The sequence below is a fragment of the Limnobaculum eriocheiris genome, from assembly GCF_021010575.1.
In the GTDB taxonomy this organism is placed as follows: Bacteria; Pseudomonadota; Gammaproteobacteria; order Enterobacterales; family Enterobacteriaceae; genus Limnobaculum; species Limnobaculum eriocheiris.
On sequence record NZ_JAJNAG010000014.1, the window covers coordinates 61004 to 79159 of the forward strand.

Annotated in this window: 14 protein-coding genes; 9 read left to right on the forward strand and 5 right to left on the reverse strand. The window is 47.2% G+C overall.

Annotation, left to right across the window (positions count from 1 at the left end):
- The first annotated feature begins 27 nt into the window (after positions 1–27).
- The gene (locus tag LPW36_RS08430) at positions 28–1116 is read left to right on the forward strand and encodes a hypothetical protein (protein WP_230609155.1); all 1089 of its coding nucleotides are present in this window, start codon (positions 28–30) and stop codon (positions 1114–1116) included.
- 80 nt (positions 1117–1196) lie between these two features.
- On the opposite strand, the gene gntT is transcribed toward LPW36_RS08430, so the two are convergent.
- Positions 1197–2531 (reverse strand): gluconate transporter, encoded by a 1335-nt coding sequence (gene gntT / locus LPW36_RS08435; protein WP_230609157.1) that lies wholly within the window; start codon positions 2529–2531, stop codon positions 1197–1199.
- 255 nt (positions 2532–2786) lie between these two features.
- On the opposite strand from gntT, the gene LPW36_RS08440 reads away from it, so the two are divergent.
- Positions 2787–3311 (forward strand): gluconokinase, encoded by a 525-nt coding sequence (locus tag LPW36_RS08440; protein ID WP_230609161.1) that lies wholly within the window; start codon positions 2787–2789, stop codon positions 3309–3311.
- A 5-nt stretch (positions 3312–3316) separates the two neighbouring features.
- On the opposite strand, the gene gntR is transcribed toward LPW36_RS08440, so the two are convergent.
- Entirely contained in the window at positions 3317–4312 is a 996-nt protein-coding gene (gene gntR, locus LPW36_RS08445; RefSeq protein ID WP_230609164.1) for a gluconate operon transcriptional repressor GntR, read from the reverse strand.
- Positions 4313–5096: 784 nt separating this feature from the next.
- Between gntR and edd the strand changes: the two genes are divergently transcribed.
- The gene (gene edd, locus LPW36_RS08450; protein WP_230609166.1) at positions 5097–6908 is read left to right on the forward strand and encodes a phosphogluconate dehydratase; all 1812 of its coding nucleotides are present in this window, start codon (positions 5097–5099) and stop codon (positions 6906–6908) included.
- Between the two features lie 101 nt (positions 6909–7009).
- On the opposite strand, the gene LPW36_RS08455 is transcribed toward edd, so the two are convergent.
- Both LPW36_RS08455 and LPW36_RS08460 read right to left on the reverse strand, forming a co-directional pair.
- Entirely contained in the window at positions 7010–7225 is a 216-nt protein-coding gene (locus LPW36_RS08455; protein WP_230609169.1) for a hypothetical protein, read from the reverse strand.
- Positions 7226–7244: 19 nt separating this feature from the next.
- Positions 7245–9524 (reverse strand): zinc/cadmium/mercury/lead-transporting ATPase, encoded by a 2280-nt coding sequence (locus LPW36_RS08460; protein ID WP_230609171.1) that lies wholly within the window; start codon positions 9522–9524, stop codon positions 7245–7247.
- Positions 9525–9725: 201 nt separating this feature from the next.
- Here LPW36_RS08460 and LPW36_RS08465 point away from each other — a divergent pair, with 201 nt between their 5' ends.
- The gene (locus LPW36_RS08465) at positions 9726–10601 is read left to right on the forward strand and encodes a carboxylate/amino acid/amine transporter (RefSeq protein ID WP_230609173.1); all 876 of its coding nucleotides are present in this window, start codon (positions 9726–9728) and stop codon (positions 10599–10601) included.
- Position 10602: 1 nt separating this feature from the next.
- On the opposite strand, the gene metR is transcribed toward LPW36_RS08465, so the two are convergent.
- On the reverse strand, positions 10603–11499 hold the full coding sequence (gene metR / locus LPW36_RS08470) for an HTH-type transcriptional regulator MetR (protein ID WP_230609176.1): 897 nt from the start codon (positions 11497–11499) through the stop codon (positions 10603–10605).
- A 101-nt stretch (positions 11500–11600) separates the two neighbouring features.
- Between metR and metE the strand changes: the two genes are divergently transcribed.
- The 5 genes from metE (at position 11601) to hemG (ending at position 17984) form a co-directional block, all read left to right on the forward strand.
- On the forward strand, positions 11601–13877 hold the full coding sequence (metE, locus tag LPW36_RS08475) for a 5-methyltetrahydropteroyltriglutamate--homocysteine S-methyltransferase (protein ID WP_230609178.1): 2277 nt from the start codon (positions 11601–11603) through the stop codon (positions 13875–13877).
- A gap of 108 nt (positions 13878–13985) precedes the next feature.
- Positions 13986–15317, forward strand: coding sequence for a Xaa-Pro dipeptidase (pepQ, locus tag LPW36_RS08480; protein WP_230609181.1), 1332 nt, complete (start codon positions 13986–13988; stop codon positions 15315–15317).
- A complete protein-coding gene (locus tag LPW36_RS08485; RefSeq protein ID WP_230609183.1) occupies positions 15317–15928 on the forward strand; it encodes an IMPACT family protein in 612 nt (203 codons plus the stop codon). The genes pepQ and LPW36_RS08485 overlap by 1 nt, the downstream gene beginning before the upstream one ends.
- A gap of 38 nt (positions 15929–15966) precedes the next feature.
- Positions 15967–17418: a Trk system potassium transporter TrkH gene (gene trkH / locus LPW36_RS08490; RefSeq protein ID WP_230609186.1), complete on the forward strand. Its 1452-nt coding sequence runs from the start codon at positions 15967–15969 to the stop codon at positions 17416–17418.
- A gap of 32 nt (positions 17419–17450) precedes the next feature.
- On the forward strand, positions 17451–17984 hold the full coding sequence (gene hemG / locus LPW36_RS08495) for a menaquinone-dependent protoporphyrinogen IX dehydrogenase (RefSeq protein WP_230609190.1): 534 nt from the start codon (positions 17451–17453) through the stop codon (positions 17982–17984).
- The last annotated feature ends 172 nt before the right edge of the window (positions 17985–18156 follow it).

An 18156-nucleotide genomic window follows, 5' to 3' on the forward strand; every position in this document is an offset into this window, starting at 1 on the left:
GGCACCCGCCTGATGGATACGTTTACCATGCGAAATGATAGTTCGATGCTTTTACCGAACTATCACATCAGGCTTGCCAATCCCCGTGCTATCACACCTCTGAATATTCCTGCTTTTTCCCGGACTGATGTAACCGAGCGGGAAGAAGTAGGTTTCTGTATTGAAAATAAGGGTATCGCCGCTGACTCTCTATCATTAGAGATTATGGCAGGCGATCGATTGGTATATCACGAACAGGATACCAGCCGTTTTTTGTCGCCAGGCTGTCATCTGTGGTACTGGGATGGTTATAGCGATAGCGGGATACTGGATACACAAATTCTCAAACGCTCGGATCTCCGTCTGCAGCTGGTGGCTTCCCGTGCTTCTGAGTGTTTTACCACTGAATATTCATTTCAGGGAAAAGCACGGCATGTGCATTGGGTTGATGTGCAGGTTGACCGAATAAATCGTCGGGTTGATGTACTGATGCGCCTCAGTTTTTCCGATGGTGGTTTCAGAGGGCGAGGGGGAGGTTTTCCTTGCCCTGATTATTCCACGCTGGCGGTAATGGCTTGTGAAGGCGTTGAGTTTTACTGGTCCCGAAATGGTCATAGGGCAGGTGATATTGGTGACGGTATTCTGATTGAACAGGGGTTGTTTAGCGTAACAGTAACAGCAGACAGGCATACTCAACCCGGCATGCCTGACTTCAAATTAATTCGGTCGTTATCTGAACGCTTTGGCCGTTCTACCAGTCTGAAGGGGTTTCGCAGAATCTTTTATAATCAGGGGTTCTACGGTAAACATATTACTCGCCAGACTAATTTGAATCGCTTCTGTGAATTGAGTTTTAAAATAACCGCGGCTCATGAAATAGGGTATATCATCTTAGATCGCTATGGCGCAGGCTCTTTCCCTGACTATTCATGGAGCCATAAAGGAACCTCTACGATATTGACCCAGCGGGCAAAACGCGGCGTTACGATGCCACTACAGGGAGAAATCGATCTGATGAAATATTCTGATGCCCGAGTAAATCGCGTTACCCCGGCAGATCGTTTTCTGCGCACGGTTGCCGCCCCAGAAGATGTTAAAGGGCTTATCTGGCTGTCGGCAGTAGTTTTTGATGTATAACGACATAACTAATTGCAATTAAAAAAGCCGGTCTGTTATCCAGACCGGCTTTTTAGCATTCAGATTGATGATTATCTGAATTAGATAACGGAGCTCAACAGCAGACAACCAATCAGGCCACACACGGAGATGATAGTTTCCAGTACTGACCATGACTTCATTGTTTCAGCGATAGTCAGGTTGAAGTACTCTTTAAACAACCAGAAACCAGGATCGTTTACGTGAGAGAAGATTACGCTACCTGAACCAACGGCTAATACCATCAGTTCCGGGCTAACGCCAGAGATGGTCAGCAGAGGTGCAACGATACCACCAGCGGTCATTGCCGCTACGGTTGCTGAACCCAGAGCTAAACGCAGCGCTGCGGCAATTGCCCAACCCATTAACAGTGGAGACAGGGTGCTGCCAGCCATCAGAGTTTCAATATATTTTGCTACGCCACCATCAACCAGAATTTGTTTGAAGGCACCGCCACCACCGATAATCATCAGCATCATGGCAATGATTTTGATGGAGTCACCGATAGTACCCATAATCTGATCCATTGAACGACCACGGTTCAGACCAAAGGTGAAGATTGCAATTAATACGGCAATCATGGTTGCCATTACCGGGTCGCCAAGGAATTCAGCATAAGGCAGAATCGCATGGCCTTTTGGCAGTGTCATTTCAGCAACAGCACGACCAGCCATTAAAATAACCGGTACTAATGTCGTTGCTACGCTAACGCCAAAGCTTGGCATTTCGCTTTCGGTGAACACTTTAGGGTTATGCAGGCCTTCCGGAACGGGCTTATCAATGCCTTTCAGGAAGCGAGCATACACCGGACCCGCCAGAATAACGGTAGGGATAGCGATTAATGTACCGAACAGCAGGGTTTTACCCATATCTGCTTTAAACAGAATGGCGATAGCCGTTGGGCCCGGGTGTGGTGGTAACAGCGCATGGGTTACGGATAACGCTGCTGCCATTGGTACACCAATGAACAGAAGAGGGATACGTGCCGATGCTGCGATAGTGAAGACTAAAGGTAATAACAGCACGAAGCCGACTTCATAGAACAGGGCGAAGCCAACAACGAAACCTGTCAGTACGATAGCCCACTGAATACGCTCTCTACCAAATTTTGCAATCAGGGTAGTTGCGATGCGTTGAGCGCCGCCACAGTCCGCCAGTAATTTGCCTAACATGGCACCAAAGCCCATGATTAAAGCCAAACTTCCCAGCGTCCCGCCGACACCATTTTTAATTGAAACGATAACGCCGTTAACGTTGAATGCGCCCTGAGTTGTGTAACCCAGTGCCAGGCCAACGACCAGCGAAACCAGTATCAGTGAAATGAAACCGTTCAACTTGCAACGGATCATCAGTAGCAGTAGTAGGGCTACGCCAATGACTACGATCACTAATGGCATAATAATTCTCCGATGTATGTACCGTATAAACCTAATGATGACTATTTTAGGTTAGTATAGGAATATGACTTTTTTCCAGAAGATAGCGTCATATTTCTATTTTTTGTCTGCAATATTTGTGATTATTGCCTTGTTTTCTCTTTGTGATATTTATCACATCTTTGTTTGTTACCGGTATCATGGTACCGGTAACGTGATAGCATAGGGAACTATAGTGAAGGCCTAAATGTTCATTTTGAGATAGAGATCAAACTTATGACAGGACAAAGCATAATTCTTATGGGTGTGTCAGGCTGCGGTAAGTCCAGCGTTGGTTCGGCAGTAGCCAGAAAGTTAGGTGCCAAATTTATTGATGGAGACGATCTGCATCCAAAAGCCAATATCCAGAAAATGGCTGGTGGTAATCCTCTGAATGATGACGATCGTGCGCCATGGTTGGAGCGCTTAAATGATGCGGCATACAGCCTGCGTCATAAAAACGAGGTTGGTATCATTGTATGTTCCGCACTAAAACGCCGCTATCGCGATAAACTGCGTGAAGGAAATCCAGAGATGCTGTTCCTTTACATGAAAGGCAACTTTGATGTCATTCTCGAGCGTTTGAAAGCTCGCGCTGGTCACTATATGCCGACTGAACTGCTAAAAACCCAGTTCGACGCGCTGGAAGAACCAGGCGCCGATGAGCCGGACGTATTATGTATTGATATTGATGCTGACTTCGATGAAGTCGTTAATCGTGGTACTGAAGCATTGCGTCAGGCGGGTGTTAAATTCCGTTAATTATCTCAGATGCTGCCGCCGTGCAGTATCTTAAAGCCCAAATCAAGCATTTTGGGCTTTACGGTCTCTCCCCGTAAACGGGCAAGAAGTCTCTCTGCGGCCACTTGCCCCATCTTTTCTCGGGGAGTCAGCACGCTGGTCAGTTTAGGCTCCATTGACTGACCAATGTCATGGCCATGGAAACCGGCAATAGCGATATCGTTCGGAATACTTAATCCTAAACGTTGACACTCAAAAGCGGCACCAATGGCAATATCGTCGTTAGTACAAAATATGCTGTCGGTTTCAGGATAACGTTGAAATGCCTCTTTCAGAAGTTCACAGCCCAGGCTATAGGATGACGAGCGGTCGGTACATACACTACGAGGCTCCAGCCCAAACTCACGCATAGCCTGCTCATACCCTTGCATTTTGATAACGGTACGTTCGTCCTGCCGGGCTCCGAGATAGACAGTATGCAGATGTCCGTTTTGCAGAATCTCTTTGGTCATCTGGTAAGCGGCATCATGGTTATTAAAACCAACGGCAAGATCGATACAAGGGGAGGCGCTATCCATAATTTCGATGACCGGGATACCAGCCACTTCAATCATTTTGCGCGTTCGTTCGGTATGGGTACGTTCGGAAAGAATTAATCCGTCAATATTGTAAGAAAGCAGTGAGGTTAAACGCATTTCCTCTCGTTCAGGCCGATAGCCATAGTGAGCCAACATCGTTTGGTAACCGTGAGAATCGGTCACGCTTTCAATGCCGCGCAAAACCTCTGCAAAAACCTGGTTAGTTAACGACGGCAGCAAAACACCAATGGCTTTACTGGTAGCGTTAGACAGAATTTCTGGTGCCCGATTTGGAATGTAGCCTAATTCATCCAGCGCTACGGCAATTTTACCGCGCAGCATAGCTGAAACTTGCGACGGATCGCGCAGATAACGGCTGATGGTCATTTTAGTCACACCAACCTGATTTGCTACATCCTGAAGTCCGGGTCTTTTTTTCTTCATTTTCAACTGATTAAATAGTAAACCGCCAAGGGTTTAGTTTAACAAAGAAAACGCAGGGTGCATACGCCCGTGGCGATTTCAGCATATCAATTAATCACTTCCCCACAATATTATCAGGCGGTTTTGTGTTGTTTATCATTTCCTGATATAACGTGAATTAATTACAACATGGATAATATACTATTTACTTTAAGCGGACTTAATTTTTATTTTGAATGAAAGTATTTATTAATATCTGATTATTCTTCTCTTATCTAAATGTTAAATAAAAGTGTTTTTATCGTTTGCTGACAAATGATAAGTCATTATATCCAGCTACATGTCATACCTCTGAATCGACAAGATTCACCCGGCAGATAACATCTTTGATATAAATGTGATTTTTGTCACAAAAATGACCCCGACTTAAGCTGAATCGAGTAAAGTTGAAGGAAAAAATGAATTGTTACCGGTATCATTTAAGTATATAGTGATCGCGTAGTAGAAGCAAAGTAGTAATGAGAGGTGAAAAAACAGCAATAATCACGAGCGAAAATAGAGGCGACTGGTCATAACCTGAATCTGTTTAGATTTTAAATAAGCAGCAATAATATATTTTCTGTTATTCAGATAATTTACTGCTTATTTAAGATTTAAATTAATAGTCATTGCGCTATTGGTCATTGATTGGCAATAAGCATTATTCGTTTAATTTGGTGTTCAGCTTATTTCTCTTCGGCATGTAATAGCGTTATTTTTTTGAATATCACTATTTATACACTTAGATAAGAAGTGAGGACATCACATGAATCCTACCGTTGAACGCGTTACTCAGAAAATTATTGCTCGCTCTCAGGCAGACCGGGCCCGCTATCTGGCCAGAATCGATGCGGCCAAAACTAAAACTGTACACCGTTCACAACTCTCATGCGGCAATCTTGCCCATGGTTTTGCTGCCTGTTCGCCAGATGATAAATCCTCCTTAAAAAACATGGTGAAAAGTAATATCGGCATTATTACCTCTTATAACGATATGCTTTCTGCTCACCAGCCTTATGAACATTATCCTGAACGTATTAAAAATGCTCTTCATGCCGTAGGTGCCGTTGGTCAGGTTGCCGGTGGTGTTCCGGCCATGTGTGACGGCGTGACTCAAGGGCAAGACGGTATGGAGCTCTCGCTGTTAAGTCGTGATTTGATTGCGATGTCTGCGGCTATCGGTCTGTCTCACAATATGTTTGATGGTGCCTTGTATCTGGGGGTTTGTGACAAAATCGTACCGGGGCTATTTATTGCGGCTATGTCATTTGGCCATCTGCCTTCCGTGTTTGTTCCCGCAGGTCCAATGCGCACCGGTACTTCAAATAAAGAGAAAGTGCGCGTGCGCCAGCTGTATGCCGAAGGCAAAGTTGGTCGCGATGCCCTGCTGGAGTCGGAAGCCAACTCCTATCATTCCGCCGGTACCTGTACATTCTATGGCACAGCGAATTCAAATCAGATGGTTATGGAAGTGATGGGCTTGCATTTACCCGGCTCCTCTTTTGTTTATCCGGATATCCCATTACGCGATGTATTGACCGAAACGGCGGCGCGTCAGGTGACGCGTATGACCGAGTCTTCCGGTAATTATTTGCCGGTTGGTTGTCTGGTTGATGAGAAGGTGGTGGTTAACGGTATTGTGGCGCTGTTGGCGACTGGTGGTTCAACAAATCACACGATGCATTTGGTGGCGATGGCGAAGGCGGCCGGTATTACTATTACCTGGGATGATTTCTCTGAACTGTCGGAAGTCGTGCCATTACTGTGCCGGATTTATCCTAATGGCCCGGGGGATATTAACTATTTTCAGGCAGCCGGTGGTGTTTCTCTGCTGGTTCGTGAATTGCTGAAAGGTGGATTGCTGCATGAAGATGTGCATACGGTCGCCGGTTTTGGTTTACATCGCTACACTCAGGAGCCGTTCCTTGAGAATGGTGAATTAGTTTATCGTGATGGCCCACATGCGTCACTGGATCCGGATGTTATCTCTACGTTAGAAGCGCCGTTTGTGAAGCATGGTGGTACGAAAGTTCTGTCCGGTAATTTAGGCCGTGCAGTTATGAAAACCTCCGCAGTACCTGAAGATCGTCAGGTTATTACTGCTCCGGCGGTAGTCTTTGAAAGTCAGTATGATATTGATGCCGCGTTTGAGGCCGGTAAATTAGATCGCGATTGTATCGTAGTTGTGCGTTTTCAGGGGCCAAAAGCCATTGGTATGCCAGAGCTGCATAAGTTGATGCCACCGCTGGGTGTGTTAATGGATCGCGGTTATAAAGTTGCGTTGGTGACCGATGGTCGTCTGTCGGGCGCTTCCGGTAAGGTTCCGGCAGCGATTCATATTACTCCTGAAGCCTACGTAGGTGGATTACTGGCTAAAGTACGGGATGGTGACCTGATTCAGGTTGATGGTACCACCGGGCAAATTAATCTGCTGGTAGATGAAGCGGAGCTGGCGAGCCGTGAAGTTGTGCAGCCGGATCTTTCTGATTCGCATGTAGGTATGGGCCGGGAACTGTTTTCGGCGCTGAGAGCGCAGATTTCGGGGGCAGAGGAAGGGGCGAGTTGTTTTAAACTCTGATTGGATTTTTATTGAAAATTGAATTTAATGCTGAATAAGTTTCGTCCGCTAATGTTGTGATGCTCGGACTGACTATTGTGCGGCGGCCGAGCAGGGGGCGTTTAAAGGCGAACGCCCCCTGCACCCCGCGCCTTCGCACCCGAATCCAGATCGCCTGGCGGCGACTTCCCTCCGCCTTCGCTCGGGCTTACGCACCGGCGCTGATTCGCTCCCGGCGAAGCAGCGCCTCGCCTGACATCCATGTCAGGCGTGCTACCCTCTCTCAGTTGTTGGCTGGATTCCAGTGCTCTATTAAGAAGGGCAAGGGACAACTTCATTGTATTAAAATCTCAAAATTTAACCTTCCGTCTCTTCCTTTCTCTTTCGCAGTAATCTCAGTGAGTTAGCGGTAACCAGTGCGGTGGCGCCGGAGTCTGCCAGAACGGCCAACCACAGGCCGGTTAAGCCGATCAGGCTGGTGACCAGAAAAATGGCTTTCAGGCCAAGAGCGATAGTAATATTTTGACGAATAATCTTACGAGTGGCCCGGGAGAGTACAATCATATCTGTCAGGCCAATCAGCCGGTTATGGGTTAGTGCGGCATCGGCGGTTTCCAAAGCCACGTCGGTACCGCCGCCCATGGCTATGCCGATGGTGGAGGATTTCATTGCCGGTGCGTCATTAATACCATCTCCCACCATTGCCGTTGGTTGCTCTTTATTCAGAGCAATAACTGCGGTGACTTTGTCTTCTGGTAACAGACTGGCTTCATATTCAATATTGAGTTCCTGAGCGATAGCCGCTGCTGCGCGCGGGTTATCTCCCGTTAGCATGACGCCATTAACACCAATTCGCTTTAAGGCTGCCAGAGCCTGTTTGGCATCTGTGCGTAATGTGTCGCGCAGTGCTAATAAGCCGATAACCTGATTAGATTTAAGGGCAACCACGACGGTTTTTCCCTGCTCTTCCAGTTGGGTAATTTGTTGCTGCTGTTCAACGGACAGCTCATTGTGTACCAGTTTAGACGGGGAGCTAATCAGAATCGTTTCATTATCTACGCTCCCCTGAACGCCAACCCCGGCAATTGCCCGGCGATCTTCTGCCTGAGCATAGGTAATGCCACTCTCTTCCGCTTTGCGAATAATGGCCTGTGCCAGAGGGTGGTGGGAGCCAGACTCTACTGCCGCAGACAGACGTAACAATTGAGCGTCGGTTATATCATTTACAGGAATGATATCCGTCACCATAGGTTTACCTTCTGTCAGCGTACCGGTTTTATCAAACGCGATTTGATTGATGGTTCCCAGCTGTTCCAGCGCCGCACCGCCTTTAATTAGCGCTCCCCGACGAGTTGCCGCCGCCAGCGCCGAGGTAATTGCAGCCGGAGTGGAAATTACCAGAGCACAAGGGCAACCAATTAACAGCAGCGTCAGGCCACGATAAATCCAGGTTTCCCACGGTTGGGAGAACATTAACGGTGGAACAATCACCACTAACAGCGCAAACAGCATAATGGCCGGAGTGTAGTAGCGACTAAAGCGATCGATAAACCGTTCAATGGGTGCCCGGCGTTCTTCGGCTTCTTCAATCAGCGTCAGAATTCGGTCGATGGCGTTGTTGCCCGGTTCTGACAGCACTTTTAACTGCATGACGCTATCAACGGCCAGACTACCTGCCGCGACTTTTTCTCCTTGTAAACGTTCTACCGGAATGGATTCTCCCGTTAGCGCACTTTCATCAAAGCTGGCGCTGGCAGCCTGTAATTCGGCATCGACAGGCAATCGGGTCCCCGGCGCGATTTCAATAATATCACCCGGGCGCAAACTGGCAGCGGCAACCACTTCTCTCGTTCCATCGTTACTGAGTCGGACCGCCTCTTCCGGCAGCAGTGCCATCAATGCCGATACTCCCTGACGAGCGCGATTGGCGGCATATGATTCCAGTAATTCACCAATCATAAACAGCATTAACACCATGGCAGCTTCTTCTGTTGCACCAATAAACAGTGCGCCAATGGCAGAAATGCTCATCAGGGTTTCTATCGCGAACGGGGTTCCGCTACGGGTCAGGCGAATGGCCTGTAAGCCAATAGGGATCAGCCCAATAATAGTGGTGATGGTAAAGGCGATACGGCCATATACAGGGGAAAATAGCTCCAGCAACCAGCTGAGTAAAATCAGCGCAGCCATAATGGCCGGTGGGCCGTACTCTTTTAACCGTTGTTGTTTGACCGACGGTTTTGCAGCAGGGGTAGCGCTGGTACCTGAACTTAATGAGTAGCCTGCTTTTTTTACAGCTTGTTCAATACGCGGGGCAATATCCTGAGTCTGCTTGGTATCAACCACTAATTTTTCTGTAGCGAACAGGATTTTGGCATGCTCGACGCCCGCTACCTGACTTACCGCGGTCTCTACTTTTTTAGCACAACTTGGGCAGTCCATACCAAAAACTTGCCATGTCAGACGGGTGCTTCCGCTGGAGAGTGCGGTTAAGGTTTCTGTTTTATCTTGTGAACAACCACCCGACTGACTACAGCAGCTTTCATGCTGATGGTCATGATCGTGATGATGTTCATCGGATGAGGTATGTGTATGTGCCTTATCCGATGGTATGTTGTTGTGGCTGTGATTGTGCATAAATATATCCCTTCGCCCATCATTTAATAAAGCTACTCTACACCTTAGAGTCTACTCCAGAGTCAATGGGGAGAGATAAGAAATTTTCAATTATTATTTGGTTGATTAATAATCAAATGTAAAGTAAATATGTTTGGTATCAAAAACAGCGATAACCTATACTTGGCCTTCTTTAACCATATAAACGAGGGTAAATAAAGCATGCCATTATTGATTGCAACCACGGTTCTGTGGGCATTCTCTTTTAGTCTGATTGGCGTCTATTTATCCGGTCAGGTAGATACCTGGTTTGCAGTTTTAATGCGGGTGGTGCTGGCCTTTTTAGTCTTCTTGCCTTTCCTGCGGTTACGTCAGGTAAATTTGAAACAGGCATTATTGTATATGACCGTTGGTGCTTTTCAACTCGGTATAATGTACCTGTTCTACTACCAGTCTTTCCTTTATCTCAGCGTTCCGGAAGTTTTACTGTTCACCATTTTGACGCCGGTTTACGTCACGTTAATTTATGACCTGATGGCGGGTAATCGCCTGCGTTTGGGGTATTTATTGAGTGCATTGTTGGCGGTAGTCGGTGCAGCAGTCATTCGTTACGATCAGTTAAGCAATCAGTTTTGGCTGGGGCTGGTCTGTATTCAGGGAGCCAATATTTGTTTTGCCATTGGTCAGGTTGGCTATAAGCGACTAATGGAAGTTTACCCAATGCCACAACGAAATGCGTTCTCGTGGTTCTATTTGGGTGCGTTGTGCGTTGCCGTGGTGGCATGGTTTATATTTGGCCATTCGGAAAAATTACCAACCACAGGTTTACAGTGGGGCATTTTAATCTGGTTGGGTATTGGTGCTTCCGGATTGGGCTTTTTTATGTGGAACTACGGGGCAACGCAAGTGGATGCCGGTACTCTGGCCATTATGAATAATGCGCTTATTCCGGCGGGATTACTGGTGAACTTTGCCCTCTGGCAGCATGATGTTAACTGGGTCAGATTGATTATTGGTGGTGGAATTATTGTAGCGTCCCTGCTGGTACATAAATGGTGGGTGGTTCCTCACGCGATAACGGTCAGAAAATCAGCCTGACTCAGGCCAGTCTGACAAACGGCAGACTGCTGCCATGCTGATGAGCAATATCAATAAACGCTTTTACCGCCGGTTGATGTTGCTCTCCATCTCTAACTGCGGCGTATAACCTGCGCCAGAGGCCATCAGCTAAAGGTTTTGTTACCACCAATCCCTGTTTTTCGGCACTCTCAACCACCCAGTGTGGAAGGGCGGCAACTCCCATTTGTGCAGACACCATCTGAATCAGCAACATAGTATTATCCACGCTTTTCAGCGCAGGAGAGACAGCTGCTGGCTGTAGAAAGTGTTTCCAGATGTCTAAACGCTGGCGCTGAACAGGATAGATCAGCAGCGTTTTACCAGCCAGATGTTCAGGCGTAATCTGCTGCAGAAGGGCCAGTGGATGTACTGGCGCCAGCACCAAACGAACCTCAAAATCGAACAGCGCTGAATAGTGCAGACCACTGCGCGGCAAAATATCGGATGTCATCACCAGATCTAACTCGCCTTGCTGTAGCTCAGGCTGAGGATCAAACGTCACCCCGGCTTTAAAATCCATTTGAACTTCAGGATAAATCTGACGAAAGGTATTTAGCGCCGGGGTTAGCCACTGAATGCAGCTATGGCACTCAATAGCCAGCCGAAGCGTATTTTGAGGTGGAGCACTGCAACTTTGTAGCGCCTGCTGAATTTGCGGTAATACCCGATCCGCCAACTCCAGCAAAATATCACCCTGTGGTGTAAAACGAATCGGCTGGCTTTTACGCAGATAAAGCCGATACCCAAGACGCTGTTCAATTTCGTTCAACTGATGAGAGAGCGCCGATTGGGTTAAATAGAGTTGAGTTGCAGCGCTGGCCAGAGAGCCGCTCTGACGTAAAGCCTGTAGTGTGCGTAGATGCTTTAATTCGATCATGAATATTCTTCACCCTCTGTATGAAAAAGTTGCGCTTGTGGATCCCACCATACTCGTCGATCATGGAAGTGTAAACATCCAGATGGCTAAATGAGGTTGATATGAGTATCCAGAGTCACATTTTAGGTTTCCCGCGTATTGGCGTGGAACGCGAGTTAAAAAAATCATTAGAACGCTACTGGAATGGCGATATTGACAGACAAAGTCTGTTAGAGACCGGACGAGAACTGAGAGCCCGTCACTGGCAACAACAGCGTGATGCCGGAATCGATCTTTTGCCGGTGGGGGATTTCGCCTGGTACGATCATGTATTAGCAACCAGTCTTCTTCTGGGTAATGTACCAGAGCGCCATCGTAATGAAGATGGCGCTATTGATATTGATACACTATTTCGTATTGGCCGCGGTCGGGCACCAACCGGTAAGCCAGTGGTAGCGGCAGAAATGACCAAATGGTTTAACACTAACTATCACTATATGGTGCCAGAGTTTGTTCGCGGCCAGCGTTTTCATCTGGCATGGAATCAATTATTTGATGAAGTGGATGAAGCCATTGCTTTAGGGCATCGCATTAAACCTGTGCTGTTGGGGCCACTGAGCTATCTGTGGTTAGGAAAAGTAAAAGGTGAATCATTCGATCGCCTGACGCTGCTACAGGATATTTTACCGGTTTACCAGCAGGTACTGGCTAAACTGGCAGAGCGCGGTATCGAGTGGGTGCAAATTGATGAGCCCGTACTGGTACTGGATCTGCCAAAAGAGTGGCTGGAGGCCTGTCAGTCAGCCTGTCAGGCGCTGGCCGGAAAGGTGAAAATATTACTCACCACCTATTTTGACGGAATCAGCCATCAGTTAGAAACCATTCGTCATTTACCGGTGCAGGGGCTGCATGTCGACTTAGTGGCGGGTAAAGATAATATTGAACAACTCCATCAGGTTTTGCCACAAGACTGGCTGCTCTCGCTCGGCGTAATTAATGGCCGAAACGTATGGCGGGCAGACCTATTCCGCTGGTTTGAACAGTTACGCCCGTTGGTGGGGCAACGCGCCTTGTGGATTTCCGGCTCCTGCTCGTTATTGTATAGCCCAATCGATCTGGCTCGTGAAACCAGACTGGATGATGAAGTGAAGAGCTGGTTTGCTTTTGCGCTGCAAAAATGTAGTGAAATTAGTCTGCTAGCTCAGGCGCTGAATAATGCAGAAGACCGTGCATTACAGACAAAACTGGTGGAATACAGTGCACCGGTTCGCCAGCGTCAGAAGTCTGCTCGAGTTCATAATTCCGCGGTGGAACAGCGTTTAGCAAAAATAGGTCCGCAGGACAGCCAACGCCAGCGGCCTTATAACCAACGCGCAGAACTACAACGGGCAAAATATAATTTACCGCTGTGGCCAACTACCACCATTGGTTCATTCCCACAGACAGCCGATATTCGCAGCCTGCGTCTTGATTTTAAACAGGGGCGTCTGGATGGTGGTAAGTACCGTACCGGAATCAGTGAACATATCAGACAGGCCATACTTGAGCAGGAGCGTTTAGGACTGGATGTGCTGGTGCATGGTGAAGCAGAACGTAATGACATGGTTGAGTATTTCAGCGAACATCTGGACGGTTTTGTGTTTACTCAAAATGGTTGGGTGCAGAGCTATGGCTCACGCTGTGTGAAACCACCGGTGATTATCGGCGATATCAGCCGCCCGGAACCCATTACCGTTGAGTGGGCGCGTTATGCTCAGTCGCTGACTAAAAAACCGGTGAAAGGGATGTTAACCGGCCCGGTAACGATTCTTTGCTGGTCATTCCCGCGCGAAGACGTTAGCCGCGAAGTGATTGCTAAACAAATCGCTTTGGCCCTGCGTGATGAAGTCAGTGATTTAGAAGCGGCAGGTATTGGCATCATTCAAATTGATGAGCCCGCGCTGAGAGAAGGATTACCGCTGAAAAAAGCAGAGTGGCATAACTATCTGAACTGGGCAACAGAGGCGTTCCGCCTGAATGCTTCTTCGGTGAAGGATGAAACCCAAATTCATACCCATATGTGTTACTGCGAATTTAACGACATTATGGACTCTATTACCGCGCTGGATGCGGATGTTATCACCATTGAAACATCACGTTCAGATATGGAGTTATTAGACGCGTTTGAATCATTTGAATACCCAAATGAGATTGGGCCGGGGGTATACGATATCCACTCACCTAACGTACCCAGTGTGGCATGGATTGAGGCACTATTACGCCGTGCAGCCCAACGCATTCCGGCAGAACGCCTGTGGGTCAATCCGGATTGTGGTCTAAAAACCCGCGCCTGGCCGGAGACCCGGCAATCACTGGAAAACATGGTGCAGGCGGCTCGTTTACTGCGGGAATCCTATTAATAGTTGATTCTGCATCACTTAATCGGAAAATCATTGGGCGCATTCAGCGCCCCTTTTTTATAGCTGTGATAAAATTAGACGGATTAATAACTTTAATAGGGTGATCTGATGGAAAAGTTGGCATCGTTATACCAGGCGCATCTCTCTGTATTACAACAACGTACCCAGGCCGTTTTAGAACGGAATCAGCTCGACGCTTTGCTTATTCACTCTGGTGAACTGATTCGGCTGTTTCTCGACGATCGAGATTATCCGTTTAAAGTTAATCCTCATTTTAAGGCATGGGTACCGGTTACTGAGGTACAAAGCTGTTGGATTTTGGTTGATGGCGTTAATACGCCAAAGCTTTGGTTCTACTCACCGGTTGATTACTGGTACAGCGTTGAACCTTTACCAAATAGTTTTTGGACCCCTTATATTGATATCCAACCGCTGAAAAAGGCTGATGATATTAATCATTACCTGCCAGTAAAGCGGGATAAAGTGGGTTATATTGGCCCAAATCCTGCCAGAGCGGAGTGGTTGGGCATTTCAGGGGAAAACATTAACCCTAAACCGGTAATCGACTATCTGCATTACTACCGTTCATACAAAACTGACTATGAACTGTTTTGTATGCGTGAAGCGCAAAAAGTGGCCATCAATGGTCATAAGGCTGCCCGGGATGCGTTCTATTCTGATATGAGCGAGTTTGATATTAACCTGGCTTATCTGACGGCAACCGGCCATCGGGATACTAACGTACCTTACGATAATATTATTGCCCTAAACGATCATGCAGCGGTGTTGCATTACACCAAGCTGGAGCAGTCTACTCCGGCTGAATCCTTCAGTTTTCTGATTGACGCCGGTGCTGAATATAATGGTTATGCTGCCGATCTGACTCGTACCTATGCCAGACATAAAGATAGCGATTTTGATTTATTGATAAAAGATATGAATGCTGAACAGCTGGCGCTGATCGCCACGTTAAAAGTGGGGGTTAACTTTGTGGATTATCATCTGCAAATGCATCAACGGGTTGCCAAACTGCTGAAAAAGTACGATCTGATTGTAAACATGAGCGAAGAAGATATTGTTGAAACCGGGATCGGTTTCACCTTCTTCCCTCATGGGCTTGGTCATCCGTTAGGGTTACAGGTTCATGATGTTGCCGGATTTATGCAGGATGATACTGGTACTCACCGCCCGGCACCGGAAAGGCACCCACCGTTGCGCTGCACGCGAGATCTCGAACCGGGGATGGTGATGACCATTGAACCCGGCCTCTATTTTATTGATACTCTGTTAGCCCCATGGCGTAATAGCCAGTTCAACTCTAACTTTAACTGGTTGCGGATTGATAAATTCAGGCCGTATGGCGGTATTCGTATTGAGGATAACGTCGTGATCCGTAAAGACCGGGTGGAAAATATGACGCGGGATTTGAAACTGTCCTGATGGAATCCTATTTAATACCCGCAGAAGCGGTGACGTTTAATGAAGAAATTAAAAAGAGCCGCTTTATTACTTATCTGGCACCGGTAAAAGGTGCCGATAAAGCTAAACTGTTTATACAGCAAATCAGGGATGAGCACCCGGATGCCCGTCACCACTGTTGGGCGTTTGTGGCCGGCGCACCAAACGACTCTCAGCAGCTAGGTTTTTCTGATGATGGTGAACCATCCGGCACTGCAGGAAAACCGATGCTGGCCCAACTAATGGGAAGTGGAGTGGGTGAAGTGGTTGCGGTAGTGGTTCGCTATTATGGTGGTATTTTGTTGGGTACCGGTGGTCTGGTTAAGGCTTATGGTAACGGCGTTCAACAGGCGTTAAAGATATTACCCACTCAATTGCGTATACCTCAGTCAGAATTTTTGCTGGTGTGTGATTATCAGCAATTAGCAATGGTAGAAACCTTAGTTCAGCAGTCGGGTGGGGAGATTGTGCGCGCTGATTATGGTGCAGAAATTCATTTAATATTGTCATTACCAACATTACATATTGATCAAATTGCAGGTAAATTGCGCGATGTCAGCCGTGGAACATTGCTTTTGTCTCCGGTTACGTAATAATCCTCAGGTTTTTTATTGAAAAAGGTCGAACCGGAATGCACTTTCGCACAATAACCCGTATTGTCGGGCTCTTGGTTATCCTCTTTTCCGGATTAATGGTAGTTCCGGGGATCGTTGCACTGATTTATCGTGATGGTGCCGGTAGTGCATTCACTCAAACCTTTGTTGTGGCGATTATTATTGGCCTGTTGTTGTGGTTCCCTAATCGCAATCAAAAGAAAGAGCTGAAATCCCGGGAAGGCTTCCTGATTGTCGTACTGTTCTGGACGGTGCTGGGCAGCGTTGGGGCATTACCGTTTATTTTCGCCGAATCGCTGGGCATGAGCATCACCAATGCGTTCTTTGAGTCATTCTCCGGATTAACCACCACGGGTGCGACTACGCTGGTTGGATTGGATAGTCTGCCTAAAGCCATTCTGTTTTACCGTCAGATGATCCAATGGTTAGGGGGCATGGGTATCATTGTATTAGCCGTGGCCATTTTACCGCTGTTGGGCGTTGGTGGTATGCAACTCTATCGGGCGGAGATTCCCGGCCCGTTAAAAGACAGCAAGATGCGACCGCGAATTGCGGAAACGGCGAAGACACTGTGGTTCATTTATGTATTGATTACTATCGCCTGTGCGCTGTCTTTCTGGGCGGCAGGTATGACACCCTTTGATGCTATTGGGCACAGTTTTTCCACCGTTGCTATCGGTGGGTTCTCTACCCATGAAAGCGGTCTGGCGTTTTATAACAGTTCATTAATTAATAATATTACGGCGGTATTCCTGTTTATTTCCGGGTGTAACTTTGGCCTGCACTTTGCGGTATTAAGCGGGCGCAGCGTTAAGGTGTACTGGCGCGATCCGGAATTTAAAATGTACTTCTTCTTTCAGGTTGCCCTGATCGTTATTTGTACTTTAATGCTCTGGCAAAAGGATGTGTATGGCTCACTGCTGGAATCGCTGAATCAATCATTTTTTCATGTAATATCCATGACCACGACCACTGGTTCCTCGACGGAAGCTATCGCCACCTGGCCGACATTCTTGCCGGTGATGTTGCTTATGGCGACATTTGTGGGGGGCTGTGCTGGCTCAACCGGCGGTGGGCTTAAAGTTATTCGCGTACTGTTACTGTTCTTACAGGGTGTACGTGAGCTAAAACGTCTGGTTCATCCTAACGCGGTATATACCATTAAGCTGGGGAATCGGGCCTTGCCGGAACGCGTTATTGAAGCGGTTTGGGGCTTTTTCTCTGCTTATGCGCTGGTGTTTATTATTGGCATGCTGGCGTTGATGGCTACCGGGTTAGATGCCTTTTCTGCCTTCACCGGTATTATCTCTGCATTAAACAATGTGGGGATTGGAATCGGTGATTTTGGCAGTCACTATGCACAGGTTAATGATACCGCTAAGTGGATCCTGATTGTGACCATGATGTTTGGTCGTCTTGAAGTCTTTACGCTCCTGGTTCTGCTCACGCCAATTTTCTGGCGTGAATAACGGGAAACGAAAAAATAAGAAAGGAATAACTCATGAAAGCACTGCTTATTTATTCAAGTCGCGAAGGACAAACGAAAACCATTGTCTCCAGTATTGCCGATGAATTGCGGGAAAAGGATATTCAGGTCGATTTGTATAATGTGGACGATGTACCGCAAATTAACTTCGCAGACTATAACGGCGTTCTGATTGGTGCAGCTATTCGCTATGGCCACTTCCATAAAGAGTTTCGAACGTTTGTTGAACGCCATTATCAGGCATTGAACCAAATGCCGAGCGCATTTGTTTCCGTTTCGCTGATTGCCCGAAAAGTGGAAAAGCAAACGGCAGAAACTAACAGCTATACCCGTAAATATCTGGCGGCCACCCAGTGGCATCCAACCCTTTGTGGTGTTTTTGCCGGCGCATTACGTTACCCTCGTTACACTTGGTTAGATAGAGTCATGATTCAGTTAATTATGAAAATGACTAAAGGGGAAACAGACAGCAGTAAAGACGTAGAATATACCGACTGGGGTAAAGTGAAGCAGTTTGCCGGGGAATTCGAACATTTAATCAGCAAATAGCCGGTTGATGACGACATTGTGGCGAAAAATAAAGCGGTTAAAATTATTTTATCAATTAGCACTTGCCAGATGATTCTGAGTCCCTATAATGCGCCTCCACTGGCACGGCAACAGCCGCTTCAGTTCAGACGTTACCGTGCATAAATCTGTGATTTAACACTTGACTCTGACG

Excerpts from the sequence above, each read along its gene's own strand:
- hemG (WP_230609190.1), top strand. The coding sequence starts at position 17,451 with ATGAAAGCACTGCTTATTTATTCAAGTCGCGAAGGACAAACGAAAACC.
- gntR (WP_230609164.1), bottom strand. The coding sequence starts at position 4,312 with ATGAAGAAAAAAAGACCCGGACTTCAGGATGTAGCAAATCAGGTTGGT.
- trkH (WP_230609186.1), top strand. The coding sequence starts at position 15,967 with ATGCACTTTCGCACAATAACCCGTATTGTCGGGCTCTTGGTTATCCTC.
- LPW36_RS08430 (WP_230609155.1), top strand. The coding sequence starts at position 28 with ATGCGAAATGATAGTTCGATGCTTTTACCGAACTATCACATCAGGCTT.
- LPW36_RS08455 (WP_230609169.1), bottom strand. The coding sequence starts at position 7,225 with ATGAAGTTGTCCCTTGCCCTTCTTAATAGAGCACTGGAATCCAGCCAA.
- LPW36_RS08440 (WP_230609161.1), top strand. The coding sequence starts at position 2,787 with ATGACAGGACAAAGCATAATTCTTATGGGTGTGTCAGGCTGCGGTAAG.
- LPW36_RS08485 (WP_230609183.1), top strand. The coding sequence starts at position 15,317 with ATGGAATCCTATTTAATACCCGCAGAAGCGGTGACGTTTAATGAAGAA.
- LPW36_RS08465 (WP_230609173.1), top strand. The coding sequence starts at position 9,726 with ATGCCATTATTGATTGCAACCACGGTTCTGTGGGCATTCTCTTTTAGT.
- pepQ (WP_230609181.1), top strand. The coding sequence starts at position 13,986 with ATGGAAAAGTTGGCATCGTTATACCAGGCGCATCTCTCTGTATTACAA.
- metE (WP_230609178.1), top strand. The coding sequence starts at position 11,601 with ATGAGTATCCAGAGTCACATTTTAGGTTTCCCGCGTATTGGCGTGGAA.
- gntT (WP_230609157.1), bottom strand. The coding sequence starts at position 2,531 with ATGCCATTAGTGATCGTAGTCATTGGCGTAGCCCTACTACTGCTACTG.
- edd (WP_230609166.1), top strand. The coding sequence starts at position 5,097 with ATGAATCCTACCGTTGAACGCGTTACTCAGAAAATTATTGCTCGCTCT.
- LPW36_RS08460 (WP_230609171.1), bottom strand. The coding sequence starts at position 9,524 with ATGCACAATCACAGCCACAACAACATACCATCGGATAAGGCACATACA.
- metR (WP_230609176.1), bottom strand. The coding sequence starts at position 11,499 with ATGATCGAATTAAAGCATCTACGCACACTACAGGCTTTACGTCAGAGC.